Origin of the sequence: Fenollaria massiliensis, from assembly GCF_023347705.1 — a bacterium.
In the GTDB taxonomy this organism is placed as follows: domain Bacteria; phylum Bacillota; class Clostridia; order Tissierellales; family Peptoniphilaceae; genus Fenollaria; species Fenollaria massiliensis.
This window is the reverse complement of sequence record NZ_CP096649.1, coordinates 1,115,091-1,131,899: the sequence shown is the minus strand read 5'-3', so window position 1 is coordinate 1,131,899 and position 16,809 is coordinate 1,115,091. Positions and strand designations below refer to the sequence as shown.

Below are 16,809 nucleotides of genomic sequence, written 5' to 3'. Positions count from 1 at the left end.
AATCAAGGAGTGATATAATATATTTAGGGATACGAAATATTTAAAATATTTATGAAAAAACATTTGCAAAGGGGGCGCACTATGTTTAAATCACTAAAACCTCTTTTAAAATATTTCAAAAAGTACAAGTGGGGTTACATATTAGGAATATTCTTCCTACTGTTCATCGACGTTGTTCAGCTGTACATACCTCAAATACTAAAGTACTTCGCAAACGACTATCAAAGGGGAGTTTTGACTATGGCCTCGGCGACTAAGTATGCCATATTAACCATAGTAACAGGACTGATGGTTGCTGTAGCGAGATATTTTTGGAGAAATTTCATTATTGGTAACTCAATGAGAGTTGACTATGATTTGAGAAAAGATTTTTTTTGGAAATTAACCAGTCTTTCTCAAAATTTTTTTAATACGCACAAAACAGGAGACCTAATGAGTCTTGCGACAAACGATATAAACGCTGTTAGGATGACTCTTGGTCAAGGTATCATCATGTTTATCGACTCAACTTTTTTACTTATACTAAACCTTATTATGATGATAGTGACTACAAATGTTTTGTTTGCATCAAAAGTTTTATTCACAATACCATTAATTATATTATTAGTAACAAGATTTGGCGGAGTCATTCACTCATACTTCAAAGCAGTTCAAGCCCAATATGGTAAGATAACTGATAGAGCTCAAGAAAATTTTTCTGGAATTAGAATTATTAAAGCCTTTGGACAAGAAGAAGAGAATGAAAAATTATTTAGAGAAGAAAATCAAAAGTATTATGACAAAAACATTGAACTAGCCAAATTACAAAGCTTTTTCAACCCATTTATACAAGTTTTAAGCAATTTAAGCTATCTTTTCTTATTGTTCTTCGGAGCAAAAGAAGTTATGGCGGGCACTATGCTTTTAGGCGAATTTATTGCTTTTAACGCTTATCTAGGACTAATGATGTGGCCAGCTAGAGCTCTTGGCATGGTTATAGTTTTCATGCAAAAGGGCGCTGCATCCATGGACAGACTTACAAATATTTTCAAAACTCAGCCAGAAATAGTTGATAGAGCTGATGCTATTGAACTTGATAATATCAAAGGCGAGATTGAATTTAAAAATGTTTCATTCAAATACGCTAAAGATCTTCCTTATGCACTTAAAGATATAAGCTTTAAGATTGAGCCGGGAAAAACACTTGCCATACTCGGAAGAACTGGTAGCGGTAAGTCAAGTATTGTGAACGTTTTACTAAGGCTATATGATCTTGATCAGGGAGAAATTCTTGTTGATGGTCACAATATTAAGGACCTTACGCTTAATTCTTTAAGGGAAAATATTTCTTATGTGCCTCAAGATGACTTTTTATTCTCAAAAACTGTTAAGGAAAATATTGAGTTTCACTACGAAGAAGAGCTTGATATGGCAATGATTGAGAAATATGCAAAGATAGCTGGCGTTTACGACGATGTCATTGACTTTAAAGATGGTTTCGACACTATCTTAGGCGAAAGAGGAGTAACTTTATCTGGTGGCCAAAAACAAAGGGTTTCTATTGCGAGAGCCTTGGCAAAAGAAAAGAATGTTTTAATCATGGACGACTCTTTATCTGCAGTTGATACACAAACTGAAGAAAAAATATTAAAAAATTTAAGCCAAGACGAAGGACATGTATCAAAAATTATCATTTCACATAGGGTTTCAACTATACAAAATGCTGATGAAATACTATTTATTGAAGATGGAGCCATAGTTGAGAGAGGCACACACGATGAGCTAGTTAAACTTGGCGGCAGATATGAAAAATTATACGAAGATCAATTACTTGAACAAAAGATAAATAGAGGTGATGAATAATGGAAAGAAACATAGACGATATCGCTTATCAAGGCAAAAATTCCAAACACACCTTTAGAAGGATGCTCTCATACGCAAAGCCATATACATTTCAGTTAGTAATAACATTCTTGATGATAGTTGCGCTAACCGGTTTGGCTCTAGTAAGCCCATATTTAATCAAAGTTGCCATCGATGAGCACATACAGATCGAAAAAATTAAGATGTATGAGTACCCCGAGGCGACTGAAAAAACTATCAAGATTGAAAATACTAAAGAAAATATGTCAAATGATTTTCATTATTTCATTAGAGAGACAGATTTAAACAAAGAAGAAAAAGCTAAATATGAAAACAAAGAAGCTTTTCATCTAAGACAAGATGCTGACGGAGCTTATATTTACAAATCAGGCGATGAGAATAAAAAAGCAATATATGAAGTATCAAGCGCTGAGTTTAAGGCTTATAGAGATAAAGACTTCAAAGCTATTAACAAATTAAGCTTAATATTTTTATTAGCAGTGATATTAACTTTTGTTCTTGATTATTTGCAAACGATGTCAATCACCATAGCATCGCAAAAAATGATATATAGCATGAGAACAGAAGTATTTGATCATGTTTTGTCAAGGTCCTTAAGCTTTTTCGATAGAAACGCAATCGGCAGATTGACAACAAGACTAACCAATGACATCGAAGCTGTGGCGGAGATGTATACAGATGTTATGATAACTCTTTTTAAAGATATATTCATGCTTGCGGGCATCATGGTCTTTATGATGTCGATGGATTTAAAACTAAGTATACTAAGTTTTATCACGCTGCCATTTATATTTGCAATATCAATATATTTTAGAGGAAAAATTAGAAAGATACTTGCCTTATCTAGAAAAAAATTATCACTAATCAATTCAAAACTAAGTGAGAATATTTCTGGTATGAGACTAATCCATATTTTTGGTAAAGAAAATAAAATAAATAGAGAGTTTGATGAAGCAAACGCTGACTACAGAGACACTATGCTTAGAAGGGTCAAGATATTTTCAATATATAGACCGGCGATAGATATCATCAGAAACATAGCCATAGCAAGCCTTATATACTTCGGCGCAAAAGAAGTTTTGAACGAGACAATGTATTTTGGTATGTTATATTTATTTATTGACTACTTAAAGAAATTCTTTATGCCTATCATGGACTTAACTGAAAAATATAATATCACTCAATCGGCAATGGTTTCAGCTGAAAGAGTTTTCGCAATACTTGATGATGAGAGCGAGATTAAAAATCCTGAAAATCCAGTGCCATTTGATAATGTTCAAGGCGAGATTGAGTTTAAAAATGTTAGTTTTAGTTACATTAAAGGCGAGCCAGTTCTTAAAAATATTTCATTTAAGATCAAAAAAGGCGAATCAGTTGCTTTTGTTGGGCCAACTGGTTCAGGCAAAACGTCCATCATATCATTATTAACAAGATTTTATGATATAGATGAGGGCGAGATATTAATCGATGGCATAAACATAAAGGGCGTAAGAAAAGAAGATTTAAGAAAGAACATTGGAGTCGTTTTACAAGATGTTTTCTTGTTCTCAGGAACTATCAGAGACAATATCAAGCTCAATAAAGATATATCTGACGAAGAAATTATTAAAATTTCAAAATATGTAAACGCTGATTCATTTATACAAAAACTTCCTGGTAAATACGACGAGCCAGTTATGGAGAGAGCGTCGACAATATCGTCAGGTCAAAGACAGCTTTTAAGTTTTGCGAGAACCTTGGTTTATGAACCAAAGATACTTGTGCTTGATGAGGCAACAGCCAACATCGATACAGAGACAGAGCTATTAATTCAAGATGCGGTTAAAAAACTAATCAAAGGAAGAACATGCATCGCTATAGCGCATAGACTCTCAACAATACAGCACGTTGACAAGATAATCGTCATCAAGAACGGCACAATCAGAGAAGAGGGTACACATCAAGAGCTACTTGACAAGAAGGGGCTTTATTACGATTTATATAGACTACAATATAATAAGTAAAAATTTTAGAGAAGCTAATTTTTTATTGGTTTCTCTTTTTGTTTATCTTTTAATATTATTGGGTATATAAATAATGGCAAAATATTAAAAAGGAGTGATATTATGGGATTATTTGATTTCATATCAGCAAAAGCAAGAGAAGAAGAAAGAAAAGAAAGAATGAAAAACGCAGGCAACATTGCCATGGGTACTTTATTAGGATTAGCAGCAGGTGCTGTAGCTAGTTATTTATTTGCACCAAGAAGCGGTGAAGAAACTAGAGAGATGATCGCTAAAAAGAGCAAAGAAACATATTGTGATATGAGAGATGGTATCGCAAATGCAACTCAAAGAGCAAAAGAACTAGGCCAAAGTGCTTTAGAAAAAGCTAAAGAATTTAAGGAAGAAGCTGCTCAAAGAGCTGAAGAACTTAAAGAAGAAGCTGAAGACAAAGCAAAAGAACTAAAAGACAAAGCTGAAGATAAGGCTATCGATGCTAAGAAAGAAGTAGAAAAGAAAGCTAATGACGTTAAAAAGGACGTAGAAAAAGAAGTAGAAAAGGCTAAGAAATAGGTGATAATATGGGCATAGATTTTGACAAAATTAAAGATGAAGCAGCTAAAAAAGCTGAAGAATTAAAGAACGAAGCGGCTAAAAAGGCTGACGAACTAAAGAACGAAGCTGAAAAAAAGATTGACGAAGCTAAAGATGCTGCTGAAAATGTAAAAGATGAAGCAGTAGACAAAGCTAAAGAAATTAAAGAGGATGTAGAAAACGCATTTAAGAATATTGTGAAATAGGTGATATAATGGACGCAATGTATATATTAAAATGTGTGCTGATAGTTTTTGGCATAGCAGCACTAGGTTCATTAGCTTATCTATTCATTAAAATTGCTTCATCAATTAGCACTATGAAGAACATGATGGAAGAAAATAGACTTAACATCGGACAAACAGTAGCTAAACTTCCTGAAGTGATGAACAATGTAAACGGCATTACTAGTAATGTCAATGGACTTGTTGATGACATAAGACCAGATATAAAAGATATAACACTTGAAACAAAGGATCTTGTTAGAGATCTTGGACCAAACATCAAGAGCGTTACTAATGATGTAAGTAGATTAGTTAATGACGTAAGACCAAATATCGCTGGCATCATGAACAACATAAACGGTGTTACATCAGATGTTTCCAGATTAACAAATACAGCTATGGGTATTACTGATAGCGCGATTAGTACTGTTAATAGAATCACATCGCAAGTTTCAAACACAGCTAATAACGCTTATTCAGCTGTCAACGGAATACTTGGCAATGTAAAAGATTCCATCTACGACAAGAAGATGAAATCAAAAAGCTTTGCTGAAAATGTTATATCTAAGGTAATGGACATTTTTAAAAGAAACTAATAAATATTAGAAGGACTCATAAGAGTCCTTTTTTTATGTGCATTATTAGCAAGATCTAATTTAATATTGATAATTTTATAAAAAAGCATAAAAAATTATAAAACATTTCAATAATAAATTACATGTATTAGTGTTATAATAATATATGTGTTAATTTTAGAAAGCCTATATAAAAGGAGAGAAAAAGAAATGAAAAAAATTAAATTTTTAGCAATGCTATTGATGGTTTCATTATTATTAGTTGCTTGTGGTCATAAGACAGACACAACAACAGATAATAAAGAAGAAACTAAGACAGCTGAATCAACTGAAACAACTGATACAGAAGAAAAAACAGATGATAAAGATGCTGCAACATTAAATGGCGTTACAGAAGAAAATCCACTAAAGGTGGATAAAGATGCTAAGAGCGTAACAATCTACACTAAGTACAACGGAAAATTTGAAACAGAAGCTACAAGACACTTAGTTATCTGTAAAGATGGTAAATTAAGCGACAAATCAATCTTCTCATCATACGTATCACCAACAGACTTTTACAACGCTTTAGTAGAAGTTGGTGCAGAAGCTGGTAATAACATGACAGCTGATAACGCATCAACTACTAAATCAGAAGGTTCTAAGCTTGAAATAAGTTTATGTTGGGCTGGACAAGAAGGTTCAGTAGGCATTGATGATGTAGTTAAAGATTCTAACGGAAAAGCTATCGACATGAGATTTTCTGGAAATATTGATCCATCAAAGGAATACAACACTGGCTGTATCTCTTGTCTTGACTCTTGCTTTGTAGGTATCACAAGTAACGGTGAATACCCTCTAGGTGCTATCGAAGAAACAAAAGAAGTTTCTTTTTCTGTAGATGCTGACAAAGCACCAGAAGATGGAACTCCAGTAGCAATCACATACACAGTAAAATAGTTGAAAAAATTCTTTAATTTACTCCTTGCAATTGTAGTGGGGATTTTAGCCGCATCGATTTTTTCAAGTCTTATTAGTTTAAGCCTTTGGCTAGATATGAGGGTGCATTCAAGGCATATATACTACGCTTTTATCGCACTTGCGGCTATAGCTTCACTATTTATGGACAGAGCAAATGAAAAAGTCTTTTTAATTATAGAATTTATATCTATAGCATTAATTTTATTTTTGGGCAAGTTTATGAGAACTATGTACGAACTAAGAGATGCGATGCATATAGATATGAACATAGAGCTATTTAAAAATATTATAATAATAATTTTTATAGTAATTAATTTAATGGTTTTTCTAAAATTTTTAATAAAGAAAAAGAAGTCTGCGTAATTTAAACGTAGACTTCTTTTTTGATCTAGTATTTTAATTCTTTTAATATTTCTCCAGTATAAATATCTATGAGCATAATTTTTTTGTCGTCCATCATGGCAACAGATGCTTTGCCATCTTTTGGTATAGTTGTTGAGCCAGGATTTAATAAGATTATTCCGTCTTTTACGTCTAAAACTTTTATATGTGTGTGACCAGTAACTATCATCTTGATGCCAGATTCTTTGGCGTATTCTATTCTAGAAAATTCTGTTTCTTCGTAGCCATGAATAAGAAGCGTCTTAAGTCCATTGATATCTGTAATACGAGCTTTTTGTGTGAGATCTTTATCGGTAACCATCTGATCGACGTCGCTGTCACAATTGCCACGCACGTAAATAATATTATCACATTTCTTTAAATACGCTGCTAAATCCTTTGGATTGTAATCACTTGGAAGAGCATTTCTTGGTCCGTGATATAAAACGTCGCCTAAGTGATATATAATTTCACAGTCTTTAAGCACCTCAAGTGCTCTAAGCGTCTCCTCTATGCCGCCATGTGTGTCGCTAATAAAACCAATTTTTTTTCTCATTATAGATAAACTACCTTTTCTGTTCTTTCTTTTGCCTTAGGAACTTCATCAGCGTAGCCTATAGCCATCATACCATAAGAAATGTGATTTTCTGGTATTTTAAATGAAGACAAAACTTCTCTTACGCCTTCGTCCTTATTGCCTCTTAATTGATTGATCCAAACAGAAGCAAGTCCAAGCGCGTGAGATGCTAAGTAAATATTTTGCATAGCAGTTGATGTGTCTGCGTCGCCTAATTTTAAATCTTCAGGCACAGTCACTATGATCAAGGCCTTTGCATAATATATATGATAATCATCTCTATCAAGTGACTTTGCGATGGCACTTGCTAGTCTTTGTATATCTTCATCTTTAGTCACAACAGTAAAAAGTCTTTCTTGTTTATTCATTCCTGTTGGCGAAGCCTTTGCGCACTCGATTATCTTTTCAAGCAAATCTTTTGGCACTTCATCAGTTTTATATTTTCTTATAATTCTTCTTGTCAATAGCATTTCTATTGCGTCCATATCATCACGTCCTTTCATATAATTATTATACCACAAAATTGGGTATAATAATTATGGTGATTATATGAAAGACAATTTTTTAATTCAAGGAATGAGCTGTGCTGCTTGTTCAGCAAGGCTTGAAAAAGTTTTATCAAGGCAAGATGGCGTATCAAGAGCCAATGTAAATTTATCGTCAAATAGAGCAAGAGTTATTTATGACGAAAATGTAATTTCTCGTGACGATATTTTGGCTGTCATCTCAAGAGCGGGCTTTACTGGCTACTATCAAGAAAGCCGCGATATAGAAAAGGAGAGAGAGCTTAGAGAAAAAGAGATAAAAACACTTAAACGCGATTTTTTAATCTCATTAATTTTTGCACTGCCATTATTTTCAGTAATGTTTTTACACATGGCACATATACAAGTGTTTTACGCAGATGCCAGATGGCAATTTGCTTTTGCAACGCTTGTTCAAATTTTTGGTGGGCACAGATTTTATAAAGGCGCAATAAGTTCATTAAGAAGCAAAACTTTTAATATGGACGTACTTGTTTCTATGGGAACGACAGCTGCGTATCTATATAGCATTTACAATATGTTTATAGATAATCCTCATTTATATTTTGAATCATCAGCAGTAATTATTACCTTAGTTTTATTAGGTAAACTTATGGAAGCAAAGGCAAAAGCCAAGACTAATGAAGCTGTTGATAAATTACAAAGTTTAAAAGTTGACGAAGTGACTGTAATTAGAGAGGGAGAAGAAAAAACCATTAGCATAGATGAGCTTGAGATAGATGACATAGTCTTAGTTAGACCGGGCGAAAGACTTGCCTCAGATGGTGTAATCACTGAAGGAGAAGCGTCAATCAACGAAGCGATGATAACTGGTGAGAGTCTTCCTGTGAATAAAACGATTGGCGACGCAGTTATAGGATCAACTGTCAATGGACCAAGCACTTTTAAGTTTAAGGTCACTAAAGTTGGCGAAGATACAACGCTTGCCAATATCATAAGGATGGTTGACGACGCGGCTAGCTCGAAAGCGCCGGTACAAAGGATGGCAGACAAGATTGCCAACATCTTTGTTCCGTCGGTAATGGCTATTGCATTTTTGACATTTTTGATTTATACTATATTTAAGGACGCTAACACAGGGATCATTAATGCGATAAGCGTTTTGGTTATCGCTTGCCCATGTAGCTTGGGTCTTGCAACACCTACAGCAATCATGGTTGCGACAGGTAGAGCGGCTCAAGGGGGCGTACTAATCAAGTCAGGCGAAGTTTTGGAAGCAAATGCAAAAGTTGATGCAGTTTGTTTTGACAAGACTGGTACATTAACTGAGGGGAAATTATCTCTTACAAAATTTATCAATACTTCAAATATTAGCGATAAAGATATTTTAAGATATGCTTATAGCGCTGAAAATCAATCAGAGCACCTAATAAGCGAGGCGATATCATCATTTGCTAAAGATAAGGGCATAGAATATCTTGAAGCTGATGAATTTGAAGCGATACACTCAAAGGGCGTTCGTGCAAAACTTGATGACAAAGAAATAATTTTATCAAACGAAAGATATTTTGATGAGCTTGGCATAAATTATGACAAAGCTTTGATGAAAGAACTTTTGAACGAGGGCGCTACTGTCATAGTCATGGCAATAGATGGAAAAGCTGTAAGCTATTTTGCGATTGAAGATAGTTTAAGAAGTGACAGTAAAGAAGCCATTGCTAAAATTAAGTCCATGGGCATAAAAACTTATATGCTTACAGGGGATAATGATATTGTAGCTAAGAACGTAGCTCAAAAACTTGGCATAGATGAGTTTAGAGCAGAACTTCTTCCAGAAGATAAATTAAAAGCAATTGAAGAGATTAAAAAATCGTGTGCAAAACTTGCCATGGTTGGCGATGGCGTCAATGACGCACCAAGCTTAGCAAGCTCAGATGTTGGTTATTCAATCGCTTCAGGCACAGATGTTGCTTTAGAAGCGAGCGATATAAGTCTTTTGAATAACTCCATCGGCGGCGTTCAAAGAGCACTTGAGCTTTCACGAGCAGCCATGAAAATTATCAAAGAAAATTTATTCTGGGCCTTCTTTTATAATGTGGTTGGCATACCATTTGCCATACTAGGTCTACTAACACCGATGCTTGCAGGAACTGCGATGGCGTTTTCATCAGTATGCGTAGTAACTAACTCATTAAGATTAAGATACAAATAGAAATATAATTGAGGAGGAAATTTATGGATAGTAAAAAACTAGACATCGCTAGAAACAGAAAGGGTTTCATAGCTGCCTTAGACCAAAGCGGTGGATCAACACCAAAGGCTTTGAGACTATATGGTATTGATGAGGACAAGTATTCATCAGAAGATGAAATGTTTAAGCTTGTTCATGAAATGAGAACAAGAATCATCAAGGCACCAAGCTTTAACAAGGACCATATACTTGGAGCAATACTTTTTGAACAAACTATCGATAGAGAGATCGATGGGATGAAGACAGCTGATTATCTATGGAACAAATTAGAAATACTTCCGTTCGTTAAGGTTGACCAAGGTCTAGCAGATCTTGACAATGGCGTTCAGCTTATGAAAGAGATGACTAAGCTTGACTCGCTTCTTGAAAGAGCAAAAGAAAGAGGCATCTTTGGTACTAAGATGAGATCAGTTATAAAAGAATTTGACTGCGTAGGCATAAAAGAAGTAGTAAAACAACAATTTGATTATGCTAAGAAAATCATCGCAAAAGGCTTTGTTCCTATCATAGAACCAGAAGTTGACATACACGCTGAATATAAGGGCGAAATCGAAAAAATATTATTAAACGAATTAAAAGAAAATATAGAAAAATTAGCTAAAGATGACTTCATCATGTTAAAGCTAACACTACCTGAAGAAGATAATCTATACTTACCATTATATGATTATGAAAACGTTCTAAGGATAGTTGCACTTTCAGGCGGATACACAAGAGAAGAGTCTAACGAAAGACTTGGCAGAAACCACAGAGTAGTTGCATCCTTCTCAAGAGCACTAACTGAAGGAGCAAAAGCTAGCATGACAGATGAAGAATTTAATAAACATATGGAAGAATCCATAAATTCAATTTATAAGGAGTCGATTAAGTAATGAAAAGAATTTTAAAAGTACACGGAATGAAATGTGAAGGATGTAGCGAAGCTATTGAAAAAGCTTTAGAAAAATTTGATGAGATTGATGTAGTAACAGCAAATTTTGCATCAGGCCACGTTGATATTGAAAGCAAAGAAGAATTTGATTTAGCAAAGGCTAAAAAAGCTATCGAAGACCTTGGATACGAAGTAGAAGACTATGAAGGAGTCGAATAAAAGAATTCTCGATATAGCAGAAAAATTATTAAAAATAGATTCACCATCGGGCATGTGTCAGATGGTGAATACTTATATAGAAGAGCATTTTAAGGGAAAATTGAGCTTAGAAAAAACAAATAAGAATGCTCTTTATGCTATATTGAAGGGAAAAGATTCATCTAAGCTTAGAATAGTAACTGCTCACGTTGATACACTTGGCGGAATCGTTTCAAAAGTAAAGGACAACGGCAGGGCGGAATTTGAAAATATTGGCGGATTTATGTATGCATCGCTTGAGGGAGAACTAGTTAGAACTTATACTAAGAAGGGCGTAGTTACTGGAACAGTTTTACCTAACAAGGCTAGCGTTCACACTATGGAGGATGAAAGAGAAAAGACTCTTCCAAGAGAAAGGCACTCGACTGAAATAAGATTTGATATTGAAAGTTCTTCAAAGGAAGAAACTTTAGCGAGCGGCGTTAATGTTGGAGACTTCGTTGCTTTTGAGCCGCGCACAAGAGTGACAGAAAACTTTTTGGTATCACGCTTCATCGATAACAAGATACACGCTGCTATCATGATCTATGTGATGGAGGAAGTTCTTAAGAAAAATATTGAGCTAGCATGCGATACAATGTTTTATTTCACAAACTTTGAAGAGCTTGGACACGGCATAAGCTATGTGCCAGAGCATGCATACGAAGTACTTGCTCTTGATATAGGTATAGTTAGTTATGAAAATAATTCAGCTGAAGACAAGGTAACAATTGTTGCAAAAGATTCAAGAACACCTTATCCAATCGATTTTAGAGATAGGCTTGAAGATTTAGCAATAAAAAATAAAATCGATTACGTTATAGATGTTCATCAAAGATATGGCTCAGACGGTTCACTAGGTGCAGTCGCTGGACTTAATCTAAACTTCGCTTGTATAGGCGTTGGCACAGATGCATCACATCATATCGAAAGAACAAATATAAAAGCGATTGACAATACTGAAAAATTATTAAAAGCTTACTTAGAAAAATAAAAAATTATAAACGTAAGAAGACGGGTGAGTGTGCCCGTCTTTTTTATGCGTTTAGACAAGAATTTTCATACAAAAAAAGACTCCGAATTTAATCGGAGTCCCTATAGTAATTATTTTAAATTATTTACCAATATTTTCGTGAATCTTATCATAAACGAATTGAACTTGTGGTCCAATAATGATTTGGATTGAATCCTTATCAGGTTTGATAAGACCTAAAACTTTTGCTTCTTTAATTTTTGCTTCGTTAACTTTTGCTCCATCAACAAGGCTAGTTCTTAGTCTAGTTGAGCAGTAGTCAATGTCTTCGATATTTTCTTTTCCGCCAAGACCTTCGATGATGATGGCAGCCACTTCGTCAAAGTCATTCTTAACTGAAGCTGTATCAGCTGTTGCTTCAATGTCGTCATCTTCTCTACCAGGAGTCTTTAGATTGAATGTTCTAATGAAGAATCTAAATACTAGGTAATAGATTACGAAGAATATTAGTCCAAGTGGGATTAACATCCAAGGATTGTTAGCTACTGGGTTTCTTAGTGATAAGAAGTAGTCAACAAAACCTGCTGAGAAACCAAAGCCTGCTGTCCAATGGAAAGCTGCTGCGATGGCAACTGAAATACCAGTTAATAATGCATGAACTACATATAGAGCTGGTGCTAAGAACATGAATGCGAATTCAAGAGGTTCAGTAACGCCTGTGAAGAATGATGCGAATGCTGCTGCAACTAATAATGATTTAGCAACATTTTTCTTTTCAGGTTTAGCTTCTTGATACATAGCAAGAGCTGCGCCTGGTAGACCAAACATCATTACAGGGAAGAAACCTGCTTGATACATACCTGTTACACCTTTAACAGCAGTTCCTGCTTCTAGAGAAGCTGCTCCGCCTAAGAAGTTAGGGATATCATTGATACCAGCGATATCAAACCAGAATACTGAGTTTAGTGCGTGATGAAGTCCAGTTGGTATTAATAATCTGTTGAAGAATGCATAAATACCTGCACCTATTGCACCTAAGCTTTCAATACCTTCACCAAAAGCTACTAGAGCGCTAAATAGTATTGGCCATACATAGTAAAGTATTGCTGATACTATAATCATGAATAATGATGTCATGATAGGAGTAAGTCTTCTACCGCTGAAGAATGCAAATGCATCAGGTAGTTGTACTTGATAGAACTTGTTGTATGCAAATGCAGCTACAAGACCTGAGATGATACCAACGAATACGTTTCCGTTATTCATTTTTTGCCAGCCATCAGTTAAAGCTAGTTCAGATGCATCAACACCCTTGAATATAGCTACTGTTCCTGCTGATAGAAGTGTAGTTGCTATTAAGAATGCTACTAGACCAGAAAGTCCTGCTGCACCGTTCCTATCCTTAGATAGACCATAAGCAACACCTACTGCGAAAATAATTCCCAAGTTGTCAAGTATGGCTGCACCAGTCTTGATTAAGAATGCTGCGATAATGCTATTAGAACCCCAACCTGTTGGGTCAATCCAATAACCAATACCCATTAGCAAAGCAGCAACTGGAAGTATAGCTACTGGTTGCATCAAAGCCTTACCTAGGTTTTGAAGTTTTTTCATCATAATAATGACCTCCTTAATAAAAATTAAATAATAATTACTATTATTGTTTATATTATACCACATTCTTACGAAAATAAAAATACTTATTAAAAAATAGTTTGCAAAAATACTATATTTATTGTAAAATGAATATAAGCATACTTATAATTAAGTATAAAATATCAGGGAGGTGTTACTATGCTTATAAAAGGGGCTAATGTTTACTGCGACGGTAAATTTATTAGAAAGGATATTGCTGTAAGTGGAGAGATATTCACTGTTTATAGCAATGATGACATCGTTAAAGATTATTCAGATGCTTACATCATTCCAGGTTTAACAGATATTCATTTCCATGGTGCGATGGGCAAGGACCTATGCGATGGAACAAAAGAGTCTATAGAAGCGATATGCGAGTACGAAGCGCAAAATGGCGTTACTCAAGTCATTCCAGCTACTATGACCTTGGCAGATGAAGAGCTAGAAAGAATATTCAAAGCGATTGGCGAATACGATGGAACTAAGGGAGCTGAGTTTATTGGCGTGCACATGGAAGGACCATATATATCCAAGGACAAGATCGGTGCGCAAAACCCTAAGTACTTAGCTATGCCAAGTCTTGAGCATTTTGACAAATATCAAAAACTTTCTAATAATAGAATAAAAAAGATCACTATAGCGCCTGAGGTTGATGGAGCAAAAGAATTCATCAAAGAAAGAGCTGATGAGGTCGTTATATCAGTTGGCCATACTGATTGTGACTATGACACTGCGCTTGAAGCCTTTGATTTAGGAGCAAGATCGGTAACACATTTATTTAACGCGCTTAATGATATCAAACACAGAAGCCCTGGTGTGTGCGGAGCAGCCTTTGACAGCCCTGAGGTCATGGTTGAGCTCATAACAGATGGCGTTCATATACATCCATCAGTAATAAGGATGATATATGCGATGTTTGGCGACGACAGAGTAATCTTAATATCTGATTCTATGATGGCAACTGGTCTTTCAGACGGCAAATACAGCTTAGGCGGTCAAGACGTTTATGTAAAAGGCAAGAAGGCTACACTTGAGTCGGGAACTATAGCTGGCAGCGCAAGTAATTTATTTGACTGCATTAGATACGCTTACTCAATCGGTGTTCCATTCGAATCGCTTGTTAAATCAGCTGCTGTTAACTCAGCCAAAGAAGCTGGTATTTATGATAAATATGGCAGCATAAGAGTAGGCAAATACGCTAACTTTGTTGTAGTTGATAAAGATTTAAACATAATTGATGTATATATAAGAGGCAAAAAAATAGGTGGAGTTAATGAAAACAATTAAAGGAACTATAGCTAATAAAGGTCTTGTTTTAGGCAAGATAAAAGTTTTCTATGATGAAAAAATAAATATTAGCAAAGAAAAAATTAATGATACAGCTAGTGAAATCAATAAATTAGATGCAGCAGTAAAAAAATCAATAGATGAGCTAGATAAATTATTTGAAAAAGCAAAAGTTGATGCAGGCGAAGAAGAGGCACAGATATTTGAAGTACACAAGATGATGATCGATGATATTGAGTACCAAGATGAAATTAGGCGAAATATTAACGAAGAAAAAGATAGTGCCGCTTATGCAGTAAGTCTTGCTGAAGAAAAATTTTACGAAATTTTTAATAGCATGGACGATGAATACTTTAGCCAAAGGGCAAAGGATATCAAAGATATATCTCAAAGACTTATTAAAAATATTTTAGGTATAAAAAATTCATTTAACGAGGGTCTTGAAGAAAAAGTTATTTTGTACGCAGAAGATCTTTTACCAAGTCAAACGCTAAATATTGATAAGGATAAACTTCTTGCGATAGTCACAGTGAAAGGCTCGACGCAATCACACACAGCAATACTTGCCAAGTCCATGAACATAGCTTCGCTTGTGAATCTTGATAGCGCTTTTGATAAATCAATTGATGGCAAAACTGCCATACTTGATGCTTATGAAGGCGCTCTAATCATTGATCCAGATGAAAAATTATTAAAAGATGTAAAAGAAAGAATAGAAAAAGAAGAAAAAAGAAAATTAGAGCTTGAAAAATTAAAAACTGCCAAAGCCATTAGCAAGGACGGAACATATATAAGTGTTTACGCAAACATTGGCAATTCAAAGGACTTGCCGCTTGCTTTAAAGAATGGAGCAGAAGGCATAGGTTTATTCAGAACAGAATTTTTATATCTTGGCAGAGATTCACTTCCGACTGAAGAAGAGCAATTTAAGGAATATAAATACGTTGCTGAAGCGATGGAAGGCAAAGAAGTTATAGTCAGGACCTTTGATATAGGTGCGGATAAAAAAGTTGATTATTTAAACCTACCTGAAGAAGAAAATCCAGCGCTTGGCTATAGAGCGATAAGGATATGCCTTGATGATACTGATTTATTCAAATCTCAGCTAAGAGCAATAATTAGAGCATCTCATTATGGCAATATCAAGATTATGCTTCCTATGATAAATGACGTTTGGGAAGTGAAAAAAGCAAAAGAGCTTATTAAAGAAATATTTAATGAGCTAAAAGAAAAAAATATCCCATTCAATGAAGATATTGAAGTAGGTATCATGATTGAGACACCGGCAGCAGCCATAATTAGTGATGATCTTGCAAAGGAAGTAAGCTTTTTCAGTATAGGCACAAACGATTTAACTCAATACACTCTTGCAGTTGATAGACAAAATGAAAAGATAGCAAGACACAGAGACATTCATCACAAAGCTATTTTAAAACTTATGGAGATGACTGCGGCTAACGCAAAGAAAAACGGTGTCAAGATCAGTGTTTGCGGTGAGCTTGGAAGCGATCCAGATTTAACTGAGTTTTATATAAAAAATAAATTTGATAAATTATCTGTTAATCCTGGACAAATACTTGAATTAAAGGATAGAATAATAAATTCGTAAGGAGGACAAAATGAAAGAATTCGAATACACAATCACAGACCCGATAGGTATACACGCAAGACCGGCTGGTTTACTTGTAAAATTACTAGCAGCTATAAAAAGCGATGTAAAAGTAGCTAAAGGAGAAAAAATTGTAAATGCTAAATCAATTTTAGGACTTATGGGCCTACAAGCAAAACAAGGCGAGGCAATCAAGTTTATAATTGAAGGCGCAGATGAAGAGGAAGCAATAAAAAAGGTGGAAGATTTCTTAAAAGAAAATTTATAATCTTGACTAAAGCCCTCTATGCTTGTATAATATAAAG

General features: G+C 34.8%; 17 protein-coding genes. 14 read left to right on the top strand and 3 right to left on the bottom strand.

The window, feature by feature from the left end; genetic code table 11:
* Positions 1-81: 81 nt before the first annotated feature.
* From M1R53_RS05610 to M1R53_RS05580, 7 genes are all read left to right on the top strand, one after another.
* Positions 82-1,842, top strand: a complete 1,761-nt coding sequence (locus tag M1R53_RS05610) for an ABC transporter ATP-binding protein (RefSeq protein ID WP_249242298.1) — start codon at positions 82-84, stop codon at positions 1,840-1,842.
* Positions 1,842-3,866, top strand: a complete 2,025-nt coding sequence (locus tag M1R53_RS05605) for an ABC transporter ATP-binding protein (protein WP_249242297.1) — start codon at positions 1,842-1,844, stop codon at positions 3,864-3,866. Before M1R53_RS05610 ends, M1R53_RS05605 begins: the two co-directional genes overlap by 1 nt.
* Before the next feature lie 102 nt (positions 3,867-3,968).
* Positions 3,969-4,418, top strand: a complete 450-nt coding sequence (locus tag M1R53_RS05600; RefSeq protein ID WP_249242296.1) for a YtxH domain-containing protein — start codon at positions 3,969-3,971, stop codon at positions 4,416-4,418.
* 8 nt (positions 4,419-4,426) lie between these two features.
* Entirely contained in the window at positions 4,427-4,645 is a 219-nt protein-coding gene (locus M1R53_RS05595; protein ID WP_019213851.1) for a YtxH domain-containing protein, read from the top strand.
* 8 nt (positions 4,646-4,653) lie between these two features.
* Positions 4,654-5,259: a hypothetical protein gene (locus tag M1R53_RS05590; RefSeq protein WP_249242295.1), complete on the top strand. Its 606-nt coding sequence runs from the start codon at positions 4,654-4,656 to the stop codon at positions 5,257-5,259.
* Between the two features lie 189 nt (positions 5,260-5,448).
* Complete coding sequence (locus tag M1R53_RS05585; RefSeq protein ID WP_249242294.1) at positions 5,449-6,177, top strand: YdjY domain-containing protein; 729 nt, start codon at positions 5,449-5,451, stop codon at positions 6,175-6,177.
* Entirely contained in the window at positions 6,178-6,561 is a 384-nt protein-coding gene (locus M1R53_RS05580; RefSeq protein ID WP_249242293.1) for a hypothetical protein, read from the top strand.
* A 25-nt stretch (positions 6,562-6,586) separates the two neighbouring features.
* Here M1R53_RS05580 and yfcE read toward each other — a convergent pair whose 3' ends face one another.
* Both yfcE and M1R53_RS05570 read right to left on the bottom strand, forming a co-directional pair.
* Positions 6,587-7,135, bottom strand: coding sequence for a phosphodiesterase (gene yfcE, locus M1R53_RS05575; protein WP_249242292.1), 549 nt, complete (start codon positions 7,133-7,135; stop codon positions 6,587-6,589).
* Entirely contained in the window at positions 7,135-7,641 is a 507-nt protein-coding gene (locus tag M1R53_RS05570; protein WP_249242291.1) for a nitroreductase family protein, read from the bottom strand. Before M1R53_RS05570 ends, yfcE begins: the two co-directional genes overlap by 1 nt.
* 64 nt (positions 7,642-7,705) lie before the next feature.
* Between M1R53_RS05570 and M1R53_RS05565 the strand changes: the two genes are divergently transcribed.
* From M1R53_RS05565 to M1R53_RS05550, 4 genes are read left to right on the top strand one after another with little or no spacing between them, the layout of a single operon-like run.
* Entirely contained in the window at positions 7,706-9,853 is a 2,148-nt protein-coding gene (locus M1R53_RS05565; protein WP_249242290.1) for a heavy metal translocating P-type ATPase, read from the top strand.
* A 23-nt stretch (positions 9,854-9,876) separates the two neighbouring features.
* Positions 9,877-10,764, top strand: coding sequence for a fructose bisphosphate aldolase (locus M1R53_RS05560; RefSeq protein ID WP_249242289.1), 888 nt, complete (start codon positions 9,877-9,879; stop codon positions 10,762-10,764).
* Positions 10,764-10,982 (top strand): heavy-metal-associated domain-containing protein, encoded by a 219-nt coding sequence (locus M1R53_RS05555; RefSeq protein WP_106018647.1) that lies wholly within the window; start codon positions 10,764-10,766, stop codon positions 10,980-10,982. Before M1R53_RS05560 ends, M1R53_RS05555 begins: the two co-directional genes overlap by 1 nt.
* Complete coding sequence (locus M1R53_RS05550) at positions 10,966-11,994, top strand: zinc-binding metallopeptidase family protein (RefSeq protein WP_249242288.1); 1,029 nt, start codon at positions 10,966-10,968, stop codon at positions 11,992-11,994. The genes M1R53_RS05555 and M1R53_RS05550 overlap by 17 nt, the downstream gene beginning before the upstream one ends.
* A gap of 120 nt (positions 11,995-12,114) precedes the next feature.
* Here the strand turns inward: M1R53_RS05550 and nagE are convergent, their stop codons facing one another.
* On the bottom strand, positions 12,115-13,590 hold the full coding sequence (gene nagE / locus M1R53_RS05545; protein WP_249242287.1) for an N-acetylglucosamine-specific PTS transporter subunit IIBC: 1,476 nt from the start codon (positions 13,588-13,590) through the stop codon (positions 12,115-12,117).
* A 177-nt stretch (positions 13,591-13,767) separates the two neighbouring features.
* Between nagE and nagA the strand changes: the two genes are divergently transcribed.
* The 3 genes from nagA to M1R53_RS05530 are packed head-to-tail and all read left to right on the top strand — an operon-like array spanning position 13,768 to position 16,772.
* Entirely contained in the window at positions 13,768-14,895 is a 1,128-nt protein-coding gene (nagA, locus tag M1R53_RS05540) for an N-acetylglucosamine-6-phosphate deacetylase (RefSeq protein WP_249242286.1), read from the top strand.
* Positions 14,882-16,504 (top strand): phosphoenolpyruvate--protein phosphotransferase, encoded by a 1,623-nt coding sequence (gene ptsP, locus M1R53_RS05535; protein ID WP_249242285.1) that lies wholly within the window; start codon positions 14,882-14,884, stop codon positions 16,502-16,504. The genes nagA and ptsP overlap by 14 nt, the downstream gene beginning before the upstream one ends.
* A 10-nt stretch (positions 16,505-16,514) precedes the next feature.
* Positions 16,515-16,772 carry an HPr family phosphocarrier protein gene (locus M1R53_RS05530; RefSeq protein WP_085839405.1) on the top strand — a complete coding sequence of 86 codons (258 nt, stop codon included), beginning with the start codon at positions 16,515-16,517 and terminating at the stop codon, positions 16,770-16,772.
* Positions 16,773-16,809 lie beyond the last annotated feature (37 nt).

Coding starts and splice junctions, on each gene's coding strand:
- M1R53_RS05610 (WP_249242298.1), top strand. CDS start 82: ATGTTTAAATCACTAAAACCTCTTTTAAAATATTTCAAAAAGTACAAG.
- M1R53_RS05605 (WP_249242297.1), top strand. CDS start 1,842: ATGGAAAGAAACATAGACGATATCGCTTATCAAGGCAAAAATTCCAAA.
- M1R53_RS05600 (WP_249242296.1), top strand. CDS start 3,969: ATGGGATTATTTGATTTCATATCAGCAAAAGCAAGAGAAGAAGAAAGA.
- M1R53_RS05595 (WP_019213851.1), top strand. CDS start 4,427: ATGGGCATAGATTTTGACAAAATTAAAGATGAAGCAGCTAAAAAAGCT.
- M1R53_RS05590 (WP_249242295.1), top strand. CDS start 4,654: ATGGACGCAATGTATATATTAAAATGTGTGCTGATAGTTTTTGGCATA.
- M1R53_RS05585 (WP_249242294.1), top strand. CDS start 5,449: ATGAAAAAAATTAAATTTTTAGCAATGCTATTGATGGTTTCATTATTA.
- yfcE (WP_249242292.1), bottom strand. CDS start 7,135: ATGAGAAAAAAAATTGGTTTTATTAGCGACACACATGGCGGCATAGAG.
- M1R53_RS05570 (WP_249242291.1), bottom strand. CDS start 7,641: ATGGACGCAATAGAAATGCTATTGACAAGAAGAATTATAAGAAAATAT.
- M1R53_RS05565 (WP_249242290.1), top strand. CDS start 7,706: ATGAAAGACAATTTTTTAATTCAAGGAATGAGCTGTGCTGCTTGTTCA.
- M1R53_RS05560 (WP_249242289.1), top strand. CDS start 9,877: ATGGATAGTAAAAAACTAGACATCGCTAGAAACAGAAAGGGTTTCATA.
- M1R53_RS05555 (WP_106018647.1), top strand. CDS start 10,764: ATGAAAAGAATTTTAAAAGTACACGGAATGAAATGTGAAGGATGTAGC.
- M1R53_RS05550 (WP_249242288.1), top strand. CDS start 10,966: ATGAAGGAGTCGAATAAAAGAATTCTCGATATAGCAGAAAAATTATTA.
- nagE (WP_249242287.1), bottom strand. CDS start 13,590: ATGATGAAAAAACTTCAAAACCTAGGTAAGGCTTTGATGCAACCAGTA.
- nagA (WP_249242286.1), top strand. CDS start 13,768: ATGCTTATAAAAGGGGCTAATGTTTACTGCGACGGTAAATTTATTAGA.
- ptsP (WP_249242285.1), top strand. CDS start 14,882: ATGAAAACAATTAAAGGAACTATAGCTAATAAAGGTCTTGTTTTAGGC.
- M1R53_RS05530 (WP_085839405.1), top strand. CDS start 16,515: ATGAAAGAATTCGAATACACAATCACAGACCCGATAGGTATACACGCA.